This is a genomic window from Salipiger sp. HF18 (genome assembly GCF_011806505.1).
GTDB classification, from domain to species: Bacteria; Pseudomonadota; Alphaproteobacteria; order Rhodobacterales; family Rhodobacteraceae; genus Salipiger; species Salipiger thiooxidans.
In genome coordinates this window covers 1-7,825 of sequence record NZ_JAATOS010000179.1, presented here as the reverse complement: position 1 = coordinate 7,825, position 7,825 = coordinate 1, and the positions used below count along the sequence as shown (strand labels likewise).

Sequence of the window (7,825 nt, the reverse complement as noted above, 5' to 3'; positions counted from 1 at the left end):
GGTCGGGGTTGGCGCCAAGCACGAGGCCGCAGATCCCGGCGACCAGCGGGCAGGCGCTCGAGGTGCCTTCAAACTCGGCGTAGTAGTCACCCGGCTTGTAGCCGCGCGGCCGCTCGACCCCGCTGCCGTCAATATAGGTGCCGGTCACGTCCGAGGTGGTGATCCCGAGCCCGCCCCGCCCGGCCGAGGGGGCGCAGATCGCGATCTCGCGCCCGGTCTGGGAGTAGCTCGCGCGGCGATCGAGGCTGGTGCAGGCGGCGACGGCGATCACGTCGGGATGGGTGGCGAAACCGTTCTGCGTGCGCGGCGGATCGTTGACGTCCTTGCCCGAGTTGCCCGCGGCGAAGACCACGACGGCGCCCTTGCCGCCGCGCCCCTCGGTCGCGCAGCGGTGGATGGCCCGCGCCACCCGCGCTGGAAGCGGATAGATCGCGGCCTCGGCGTTCCAGCTGCAGCTCACCACCCAGGCGCCGTGATCGGTGGCGTAGTCGAACCACTCGGCCACGTTGAGCGGCGAGAGGTGCTCGGTCATCCGCAGCGGCATCAGCATCGCGTTGGGCGCCGCGCCGACGATCTCGCCGCCGCCAGACTTGCCCATGGCGACACCTGCGCAGGCGGTCCCATGCCAGTCGCCGCCGCGCTGGTCGAAGAGGTCGGGCTCGGGCGTGACGTCCGCGGTGCCGCGGATGAAGTCACGGGAATCGACCGACTTGCCCGCAAGATCCGGGTGCATGAGGTCGAACCCGTCGTCGATCACCGCGATCACCGTCTCGGAAAAGCCGAGGCTCCCCAGCCGGCGCCACGCTGCGACCACGCGGGCATCCGCTCCGGCCTTGAGCCCCGCCGTGTTGCCGTCGATCTCGCCCCGGTTCTCGAGATGCCACTGCCGCGCGAGCATGGCGTCGTTCGGCAGGAAGGAGAGCAGGTTGCGCGGCGTGATCAGGTCAGGCTCGGCCAGCAGGACCGCGGGCTCGGCCTGCAAGTCCGCTGCGAGCCGCACCCCGTCCCGGCCGAAGGTCCGCACGGTGTGGAAGCCGCCCGAGGCCGAGACCAGTTCGAGATCGTAGCGCAGGATCACGTCGGTGATGGCATCGGCATCCGCATCGGGCTCGAAGCGCACGAAGAGCGTCCCCTCCGGCACGAAGGGCACCTCGTCATCCGAGGTGTGATAGACCGAGACGCTCTCGCGCACGTCGCGGGACCGGCCAAGCGCCGAGATCTCGGCCGCGGCCTCGACCTCGGGCATGCGCATGTCGACGATCTCGAAGCGGCCGAGACGGCCGCGCCGCTCGGTCGCCTTGCGGGTGCCGAGGCTCTGCAGGGTGGACTCGAGGCTGCGCGCGCGGCCCGGCGCGGGGGCCACGGCGACCTGCGTGGCGCTCTCGCGGAAGGCGACCTCGTGGCCGCCGATGCGAAGTGGAATTACATCTGCCATGTCGCACCTCCCTCGCGGCACGCGCACCGGGGGACGGACGGCCTGGCATCAGGGCACCGGCAGGGAGGTGTGACGGCGTCGCAAGATACTGGGAACGCGCCTGAAACGGGGCGGCAGAGTCTGTGCCGGCATACGGCTTCGAAATCCATTTCGCGAACTCCAATTTCATACGCGGGCCGGGGCCGGAGCGTAAGAAGGACTGAAGTGTTCAAAAATCAGGTCTAATGACTCGAGGAATGAAAAGAGTACACGCTATAGGGGAAATCTACCACAAGAGGAGGAAAACGTAAATGGAGTTTCAATTTTAGAGATTGCAGCACCCTGCCCCATTCCGCGCCCCGACCCGAGGCGCGCAGGGCTCCGTTCCGCGTCCGCGCATGCCGGCCGGCAGTGCCTCAGCCCTCGATGCGGGGCTGTCCCTTGGGCGCGGCGGTCTCGCCCGGATCGGCCCAGGACACCCGCAGGCTGAAGACGCAGCGGCCGTCCTCGCGTTCCGCCTTGATCCGCACGTTCATCAGGCCGCCGGTGTCGAGCACCAGCTCGTCATCGTCGTCGCCCAGCGTCATCCGGCCCTTGGAAAAGCCCTTGGACAGCGACGAGAGCAGCGTCTTGATCGTCTTCGCGTCCTGCAGCGACTCGTGGGTGAAACGTGAGTTTGAGCCGCTCATGCGCAGCCTCCTTCGGATCGATGAAGCCGGATCTACGCGGGGCGCCCCGGGGCGAAATGCTTGGCCATCGGGTAGTCCCGGCTCAGACCGATCACATCTCCGGACGGAAAGATCAAGGTTGCCCCGGCGCCGATCCCGTCCAGCCCCTCGAGCCGCCGCGACGCGCGGTCGAGCGTGACGTCGCCCTCGAGATGCAGCAGCCCGCACTTGGCGCGGAGGGTCTGGCCGGTGTGATTGTTGACGTGGCCCTGCACGATCATGTGCAGCCCGTCGCGGGTCAGCAGGTCGACGCCCACCTGCGTCAGCTCGCAATCCGAAGGGCGGTACTTGGTGCGCACGAGGTTGGCGAGCGGCCCGAAGTAGAACCCGAGCGAGGCCTGCTCGGCCTCCGCCCGGTAACGCGCATTTACCGCGTCGGGGCCGCCGCTGACCAGCAGGCGGCACATGCTGTCGCAGAGACCCGCGTGCACGAAGAGCAGCGAGCCGCTGCGGGCGACCACCTCCATCTCTTCGTAGAACCACGCGTAGGGACCGCCGGGCACGAAGAAGACCTCGTGGCATTTCAGTACCGCGGCCAGCAGCTCGCGGTGGGTCATGCCGACCTTGGCGCGCTCGCGGTCGAACTTGGCGAGCTTCTCGTCGAGCTTGGCGATCTCCCTGGCGATGGCCGATGCACGCAGCTGGTCGCGCGCGGCCCCGGCAAAGCGCAGGTCCCAGTCGGGTCCCGGGGTGAGGCGCGCGGCGCAGGCGGCCTCGCCGGGCAGGGCGTCGAGCTCGGCGCCGGTGACGAAACGGTCGAAGACCTCGCGCAGGGCGGGCAGGATCTTGCGGCCCATGCGCACGAAGAGGTGCTCGCGCAGGGCGCTGCGCGGGCCGCGCACAGCATCCACCGCCATGCGCATCCGCAGGTCGTGGTTGCCGGCGAGGATGTCGAGCTCGGCCCCCGAGGCGCGCAGGGCCGCCAGCGCATCCAGCAGGTCGAGGTTGCTCGGCCCCTTGTCGAGGCTGTCGCCGCCCACGATGATGCGCGCGCTGCGCCCGAACCCGGTGAGGGAAAAGCCCCCCGCCTCGCGCCGGATCACCCCGGCAGCGACGAGCGAGCGCAGGAAGCCCTCGGCATCGGCATGGGCGTCGGAGACGAAGATCACCGGCCGTGCGGGCCACTGCCAGCCGCCGTTGCTGCGGGCCCGTTCGAGGCAGGCCGAGATCTGCGGCTGGGCACTGGCACCGGGCCACGGGGCGATGTCCCGGGGCAGGTCGGCAAGCTGGCCGTGGGGGTCGTGGACCGGCGGCAGAAGGTCCGCCGCGTGACCGCTCCAATGGCTGACGTGTTCCAATGCAGGGCCCTCTCCGTGCGGGCCGGGCTAGTCGACGGGCGCGTCCTTGGGGGCCCTGATCTTCCACGTCCCGGCGACGTGGGACCATCTACCATGGCCCCTGTAACAGAGAAGTAACGCTCGGGCGTGGAACATCGAGAGCCCGGCGACCTCGTCCCGGCGCAGGATGCCGAGATGTGCGCAGGCATGGCGGAACGAGGCGCCGTGACCCACGTGCACGGTCAGCGCGCCGCCCGTCGCCGCCTCGGCCACGGCCTGCAGGTGGCCCGCGACGCGCACCCCCGCCTCGGAAAGGCTCTCGGCCCCTTCCAGCGGCAGGCGGTAGTCGCTGTCCGACTTCCAGCCCGGCGGGGGTGCGCCGAAGCGCGGATCCCCGGCCAGCACCGCCTCGATCTCGGCCACGGTGAGGTTCGCCGCCGAGCCGAGGCCGCGCTCGGCCAGCGCCGAGGTCTCGCGGATCTCGTCGACCCGGTGCCCATGCGCCCGCAGCTGCCCGGCAATGCCCGAGGCGGTCTGCCATGCCCTGAGCTGGCGCGAGGCGTGGACGACGGGATCGAGCGTCAGCCCGTGCTCGGCCAGCATCCCGGCCAGCGCGTCGCCGCAGTCCGACGCCTGTCGCAGGCCCTCGTCGCTCAGCGCAAAGGGCTGGCGCGCCGAAGGCGCGCCGGGGCGCTGGCGGTAGGCGCCGTGGCGGACGATGGCGTGGTAGCTCTCAGCCATCGAAGATCCGCCGCCCCTCGGCCGCGAGCACGTCGAAGTCGACCCGGCCCGAGACTTCGGACACGCGCACGCCACGCAGCGCCTCGAGATAGGGCCCCGGCACCGGTGCGGCGCCGTTGGGTTCGAAGCTGCCATCGGGGCGCTGGTAGAACGGCCCGGGGCTCTTCATGATCGCGGCCAGCAGGTCGGGGCGGTCGTCAAGCGTCACCTCGGTCACCCGCGTGGGCGCGGCCGCGTCGCGCTGCCAGTTAAGCACCCAGAAATCGGTGAGCGGCGCGGCGTATTGCACCCTTCCCGACCCGTAGATCTCGGAGACGATGAGGTCGTGCTTCTCCTCGAGCGACCAGAGCGCATCGGCAGGCATCGCCAGAAGCTCGGCGCGGCGCTCGGGCGCGATGAGCCCGTGCAGGCGCGGGTTGCCGAGGATGGTGCCGGGGTTGATGCGCGGCTGCTTGGGGATGCCCTGCGCCTGCGCGGGCGCCCCGCCCTTCACCAGCACCCGGTCGTTCGAGACGAAGGCGGTACCGTCGATGTCCATCATCCGCAACATCGAGGTCGACTTGCCGCCGCCCGAAAGGCCCGAGATCGCCAGCGTCCGACCCTGCCCCGCTACCGCGGCGGCGTGGCAGAGCTGCCAGCCCTCGCGCAGGCAGGCGCTGAGGATCTGGGTGTTGATGAAGTTGATCACCGTGCTGACGTTGTCGCCGAGCGGCCCGAAGGCCACCGCCACCCCCGGCGCCTGCAGGAAGGTCACGCCGCTGCGCACCTTGCGCACCAGCCGCCCGTCGTCAAGATCGCAGATCGCGTCCTTGCGACCGCTCTTGCCGCCCTCGCGCAGCCAGTCGGTCCACGCGGGCTCTGCCGTCAGCGCCTGCCCGGGAAGCAGGTCGACCACGATCCCGCCCGGCACGTCGGTCGGAACGTCGGTCAGCACGTCGGCGAAATAGCTCACCAGTTCGGCACGCAGCGATGTCGGGGCGTGGACGGTGACACCGACGCAACCCACGGCGAGGTGGAACGGCTCGGCCGCGCGGGCCGGAGCGAGGTCGAGTCCCGCCAGAATGTCACGAGCCGCGCTCATGCGGTCACCGCCTGGTGGACGTGTTCCGCCACCAGCGCCGCCGCGTCGATGCCGCAGCCCTCGAGCGCGCCGCGATAGCCACCGAAGGCCGAGACCTCGAAGACGATGGGGCCGTCCGGGGTCAGCGCGATGTCGACGGTGGTGAAGGTCAGCCCGAAGGGCGCCTGCGCCCGCCGCCCGAGCTCGATCAGCGCAGCGTCGGGCTCGAAGGGCGCATACTTGCCGCCCGAATGGATGGTGGTGTTCCAGCTGCCGGTCTGGTTCACCCGGGCGTAGGTGCAGAGATACGCGCCGCCGAGGAACACCATGCCGAGGTCGTGCCCCGAGAGATCGGCCTTCTTCTGCAGGTACATGACCGGGTTGGCAGCCTTGAACGCGGCGATCTGCGCTTCGGCATCGGGCGCGTCTGCATCGAGAAGCACCATGCCGCGGGCCTTGGTCGAGAACAGCGGCTTGAACACCGCCGAGCCATAGCGGTCGAGCGCGGCCCTGGCGGCTGTCACATCCTCGGTGATGGTGGTGGGCGGCATCGGCACCTCGGCATTGGCCAGCGTCACGGTGCAGGCGAGCCGGTCCATCAGACGCAGGATGGCGGTGGCCGGGCTGAAGACCTTCACACCCATCGCCTCGGCCACCCGCAGCATCTCGAGCCGGTCGAGCGCGTCGGGGCTGTAGGTCTCGGCGATCTTCTTCACCACGAGCCCGTCGAGCGCGCAAAGATCCATGCCGTCGCAGACCAGCGCGCGGGTCCCGAGATCCAGCGTCACGCGCGCCATGTCGATCACCTGGCGATAGCCGGTGCGGGCTTCGAGCGCATCGGCAAGCGCCTCGGTCGACCATTTTCCGGGGGTGCCGATCACCCCGATCTTCTCAGTCACTGAACAGCATCCTTATGGGCAGGCGAAGCCGCGTCTCCCTGCCCTCGGGCACGGCCAGCGCGGTTTCGAGAATGTAGCGGGCGCGCAGCATCATCCGGCGCGCGTGGTCCTTGTCGACGATGAACCGGGTCGAGCTCGCGAAGGACCGGGCCAGGCCCAGCGCAAGGCGGTACTCGAAGGTCGGATCCTTCTGCCGCCGCGCGAACTTGGCGGCCATGTCGTGCATGTCGACGGCGACGCTGGCGATGCGGGCGCGGACGCCCGCGTCGAGCACCTGCAGACGGTAGTTCGAGACCATGAAGACCGTCACGTCCTGCACGTAATCCATGTAGCGCGAGCGGTGCAGGTCGATGAATCGCACCTTCTTCTCGACCGGGTCGTAGATCACGTTGTCGAGGTTGAAATCGCCGTGGATGTAGACCGAGAACGGCGCCCGCAGCCGGGCCTCGCGCCGGGCCGCGGCGGCGACCAGCGCGTCGAAACTGTCGACCTTCAGCCCCTGCAACCGCTGCGTGCCGGTCTCGAACCTCGGGTGCAGCCGGTAGACGTCGGGCAGCCACTTGCCGAGCTGGTCCATGGCCTTCATCTCGGCGGGCTCGTCGGTGCGGGTCCGGCGCCAGATGTCGCGTACCGTGGCGTGCAGCGCCTTCTGCGCCTCTGCCAGCCGCGCTTCGGAGCCGCCCAGCACGATGTCCTCGAAGGTCTCGCCGTCGAGATGCTCGATCAGCAGAGCGGCGGACTCCCCGCGTTTCTCGTAGGACAGGATCTGCGGCGCGAGCCCGGGGTAGACCGAGTTCCAGCTCTTCACCCCCACCCGCTCTTCCTTGACCTTGCGCCGGTCGCCGTCCTTGAACACCGCATCCACCGGGCGGCCCTCGGCGTCGCGCATGCTGACGCTCGAGATCGCGCTGCCGGAGCGGGTCTCGGCCAGCGGCTGCAGCCGGATCTCCTCGTCCTCCTTGCCCACGCCCGCCAGCACGCTGCGCAGGGTGAAGTAGCGCTCGAACTGCACGGTCTGCCCGATGTTGATCGACAGGATCGCCTCGCTGATCGCCTCGAGCGCCTCGCCCATCCGGTAGACCTCGTTCAGCGCCAGAAGCCCGTGCGCGAGATCCTCGGTGTGCCGGGTCCCCTGCATGTCCCGCGTGTAGGTCCGGAAGAGCTGGTCGTGGAAGACGCCCAGATCGGCGCGTGTCCGGCCGATCTGCACGGCGAGGCGGCTGTCGCCGGACTGCAGCGCCTCCTGCGCACGGGCCACGGACTTGCGCACCTGCTTGAGCGGCTTGAGGTAGGTGTCGGCGCGCAGGAGCTTTGTGCGCTGCACGTTCTCGGCGTGCTGCACCGAACGGCGCCCCAGCCGCGAGACAAGGTCGAGGTTGCGCGCGATGCCCTCGATGCCCTGCAGCTGCAGCTCGCGCGCGGCGCTGCGCTTGCCCCTGAGCATCCCCGCGAGACAGGCCTTGCGGACCCGCGAGGCGAGGTTCTGCGAATAGCCCGCCCGCCGGACCAGCCCCTGCGCCGCGTCGGGCCCGGGCGCCCCGAAATAGCCGATGAGCTTCGCGAGTTGCCCGTCGAGCTCGGCGAAGAGGAAGGAGAGGTTCTCGTCGACCGCCTCAGGACGTTTCACTGCGCAGCGCCCCCCAGGCAGACCGGCGCATCGGCGCGGGTCAGGGCAAGGTCGCAGCGGGGCCGGAACAGCGCGCCGG

7 protein-coding genes are annotated in these 7,825 nt (G+C 69.9%); all 7 read right to left on the bottom strand.

Annotated elements, in window-relative coordinates; all coding sequences use genetic code 11:
* Window positions 1–1,435: S8 family serine peptidase (locus tag HC022_RS14860; protein WP_167452967.1), on the bottom strand; the 1,435-nt coding region annotated here is incomplete at its 3' end.
* A gap of 395 nt (window positions 1,436–1,830) precedes the next feature.
* On the bottom strand, window positions 1,831–2,103 hold the full coding sequence (locus HC022_RS14855) for an amphi-Trp domain-containing protein (protein ID WP_167452966.1): 273 nt from the start codon (window positions 2,101–2,103) through the stop codon (window positions 1,831–1,833).
* Between the two features lie 32 nt (window positions 2,104–2,135).
* Window positions 2,136–3,440, bottom strand: coding sequence for a metallophosphoesterase (locus HC022_RS14850; RefSeq protein ID WP_167452965.1), 1,305 nt, complete (start codon window positions 3,438–3,440; stop codon window positions 2,136–2,138).
* 27 nt (window positions 3,441–3,467) lie between these two features.
* Window positions 3,468–4,160 carry a histidine phosphatase family protein gene (locus HC022_RS14845; protein WP_167452964.1) on the bottom strand — a complete coding sequence of 231 codons (693 nt, stop codon included), beginning with the start codon at window positions 4,158–4,160 and terminating at the stop codon, window positions 3,468–3,470.
* Entirely contained in the window at window positions 4,153–5,241 is a 1,089-nt protein-coding gene (locus HC022_RS14840; protein ID WP_167452963.1) for an HprK-related kinase B, read from the bottom strand. The genes HC022_RS14845 and HC022_RS14840 overlap by 8 nt, the downstream gene beginning before the upstream one ends.
* Entirely contained in the window at window positions 5,238–6,119 is an 882-nt protein-coding gene (locus tag HC022_RS14835) for a GAK system ATP-grasp enzyme (protein WP_167452962.1), read from the bottom strand. Before HC022_RS14835 ends, HC022_RS14840 begins: the two co-directional genes overlap by 4 nt.
* Window positions 6,112–7,746 (bottom strand): phosphotransferase, encoded by a 1,635-nt coding sequence (locus tag HC022_RS14830; RefSeq protein ID WP_167452961.1) that lies wholly within the window; start codon window positions 7,744–7,746, stop codon window positions 6,112–6,114. The genes HC022_RS14835 and HC022_RS14830 overlap by 8 nt, the downstream gene beginning before the upstream one ends.
* Between the last annotated feature and the right edge of the window lie 79 nt (window positions 7,747–7,825).